Annotated in this window: 1 protein-coding gene and 1 pseudogene; both read left to right on the top strand. The window is 54.2% G+C overall.

All coding sequences use genetic code 11. The features are described 5' to 3' along the window. A pseudogene (locus tag VGE80_RS18805) lies at positions 1-1,157 on the top strand (hypothetical protein); the annotation flags it as partial. Between the two features lie 210 nt (positions 1,158-1,367). Continuing rightward, positions 1,368-2,942 carry a hypothetical protein gene (locus VGE80_RS18800; protein WP_440593727.1) on the top strand — a complete coding sequence of 525 codons (1,575 nt, stop codon included), beginning with the start codon at positions 1,368-1,370 and terminating at the stop codon, positions 2,940-2,942. Positions 2,943-3,201 lie beyond the last annotated feature (259 nt).

Here is a 3,201-nt window from a genome sequence, read left to right as displayed (position 1 = left end):
AGGCATTCGGGCAGGTCTTTACTTATCCCCGCTATGTCGACACTTATCTTTCGAAGTCCGGTGATCCGATGAGCAAGGAATCGTCCCGGCATGTCGACACGTCCGTTCGTGTGACTTTCAATGACGGTGGCTGGGGATTCATGTCCAATCACCTCAAGTTTCAGATGCCTGTCACGCGAGAGAAACGCATCCAATTGCACCGGCATTTCGGTGAGGGGGGTGAAGCGGCAATTCGGGAAGCGATCGGTCACCACCTGATCAACTGTCTGAAGAATACCGGGCCATTGATGTCTGGTTCAGAGCACCAGTCCCAACGCAAAGCGGAGTTCTACCAGGTCGTTTCCGACCAGTTGAGCAAAGGCCTTTACACGATGGAAAGGGTGAAGCAGAAGATTGAGCGTGGAGAGAAACTTGACGGGTTCGGCGACGATCAGGATGTCCAGTATCTGACGCGAATCAAACGTGATGCCCAAGGCCAACCAGTTCTCGCTGCTGTCTCTCCTTTGACGGAGTACGGTATCACCGTTGTCCAGTACAACCAGACGGACACGATCTACGATCCCGACACCGTGACGCAGATCAACGCCAAACGAAACTCATATCAGTTGGCAGAAGAGGCCAAGGCGGGGGTTGAAAAAGAACACCAGAAACTGCAGGAAGTCGTCGAGAAAGGACGGCTTGCCGTTGCGAACGTCGAAGCCGAACAGCAGAAGACCAAGAAAGGGATCCTGGTCAGTGCCCAGAAAGACCTGGACGTGAAAGAAATCAATCAACGCGAACAGATCACCGTCGCGGAACAGGCCGTGGCAGTCGCCGGGGAAAAATTGAAACAGGTGATGACTGAACTTGAGACATCCAAAATCGCCGTCAAGATTGCGGAAGCCGAAGCAAAGTCCCTGATTTCCTTGAGCGAAGCAACGCGAGCCAAACTGGATCAGGGAGGAGCCCTGTCGGAACGGGAACAGATGCTGGCGGAAATGCGGATGCAGAGGAATGCGGCGATTGCGAAATCGATCGCAGAAATACCCTCGCCGCGGACAGTCATTCTGGGGGATAGCAAATCACGCCCTGGCGGAGCTGGGTCTTCGACAAATGAGACACTGATGAACCTCATCATGCTTCAGCAATTAAAAACAGAGGGACGCACGGGGCCCTGAGGTGGTGCTTCCGAGTCAACCGCTCGCTGGCGATGACGATCCGGGTAAGTGCCCGGATCGTCATCGAGTAATCAACTCCGTCAGACAGACTCTCGACGGGCGATGTGCTGGCAGCATGTTTTGCCATCGGGACATTGAAGTCAGCAGACGGACGGACAGCGTCAACCGTTGCGCATTACTGAATGGGCTTCTCACGAAGGAATTACGGCGATGAAATCTCACATTCTCAGTCGAAGCGTACTGGTGTCTGGATTCAGTATCACGTTTCTGTTCGTGTTATTTGCGACCTTCTTTGCCAAGAACCAGGCCGACCACTGGCAGGTGCTGCAATATCCGAACGGGCAGGTGGAAATTCGTAATCGACCGGGCTGGTACCCGACCTATTTCGCGCGGATCACCACCTATCCCCGCATGATCAGCGTTTATGGGACGAAAGATTCTCGCCCGGAATCGCCCGGTGATGATTCCGTCAAAGCCTGGTTCAACGATGGCGGAACGGCGGATCTTTCTTGGGTCGTCCGAGTAACAACCCCCTGCCCTTCTGAAGCGGAAGAGGCAGATCCTCAGTTGATGGAAACGCTGGTTCAGAAGCAGCGAGAGTTTCATCGGCAGTTTACGGGTAACGTCGCCAACGCGAGGAATGCCGTGAGATCGGCCGTCCGAAACGTGATTCAGCAAACGGGACCGATCATGAGTTCCACCGAAAACCAGAGTGCCCGCAAAGGGGAGTTCTGGCACGAAGTAAACTCTCAATTGAAAGATGGCATGTTTGCGATGAAGCCGGTGGTGCTGAAGACCAATACCAGCGTCTCGACCATGCTGAAGGCGATGAAGAAAGGGAATGAGCAAAGTCTGGCGTCCGACGAACCTGCGACCGGCGGAACGACGGAAGTCCTCGTCGCGAAAGTAGAGCCAGGTCGACAGGCCATTGGCAGTGTTCTGGAAGAAAGATCGATCTCTGCTTCCGAGACGGTGATGGCGGCGGAAATCGTACGTGATCCCGTCACGGGCAAGGGGGTGATCTCGTCCCCGTCCGCGCTTGAGCAGTACGGCATGAAGGTTCTCCAGTTTTCCATTCTCGACACAGACTACGACGAAGAGACCGTTAAGAAATTCAGTGCCAAAAAGCAGCTCTATCTCCAGGCGGAGCAGTCCAAAGCGGCAACGATCCAGAACGTGCAGGAACGCTTCAAGCGCGTTGCCCAAGGGGAACGTGAGATTGCCGAAGAGCAATGGACTGCGGAAAAAGACCGGGCCGAGAAACGAATACAGGCAGAAACGACTCAGGAAAAAGAACTGACAATCAAAGAGACACTCCGCGTCGAAGCCGAGACAAAAGCCTTGGTCGCCGTCGTGGAGAAGAAACTCCAGGAGACGCTTCAAAAGATCGCCGATGTCAAGTCGCAGATCGCTGAGAACGAAAAGCTCGCGGCCGAGATCGGTGCGAAGGCTCGGGAACAGGAGATCGAAATCGCCGGTGCGATTTCCGACCGAGATCGCGGTTTGGGGGAAATCCAGGTCAAGGAGATTGAAGCGGTTACCGCGGCACTGCGAAAGCTGCAGGTTCCCGACACCGTGATACTGTCGCCCGAATCGCTGCAAGAAAATTCAGGTACGGCGATGGAGCAGGCTCTTCCGAGTCTGCAGTTGCTGAAGACGTTTGGGCTGCTGAAAGGAGACAACGAGTTCAAGATCCCCCCTCGTCAGCCGACATCCAAGTCCGACGTTTCGACGGCAAATGCGATTGCTGTCCCAGCCGTCAGGGAATCCTCCGTTCAGAAATAGAAAACGCAACCTTATCGCGTCATGAGCACTCGTGGTGCAGAATTTTTCTTCTGCACCACGCGTTATTAAATTGGCATCGGAAATGGAGTTCTGTCCCTCGCAACTCGAACCCATCTATTTCAATGCATCTCGGGTCCCCTACTGTCAGTGCTTTGTTTTCTTGAACACAACGACCTTTACGGCGATGGGGACGTCGGATTTGCCAAGTTCGTCCAGCATCAACAATTTCGCCCGTTCGTGATTGAAGCTGCCGGATCCC

The sequence above is a fragment of the Schlesneria sp. genome (assembly GCF_036405755.1).
Taxonomy (GTDB): Bacteria; Planctomycetota; Planctomycetia; order Planctomycetales; family Planctomycetaceae; genus Schlesneria; species Schlesneria sphaerica.
Note: the sequence above shows the minus strand (reverse complement) of the source record. Positions and strands in the feature narration are given on the sequence as shown.

Excerpts from the sequence above, each read along its gene's own strand:
- VGE80_RS18800 (WP_440593727.1), top strand. The coding sequence starts at position 1,368 with ATGAAATCTCACATTCTCAGTCGAAGCGTACTGGTGTCTGGATTCAGT.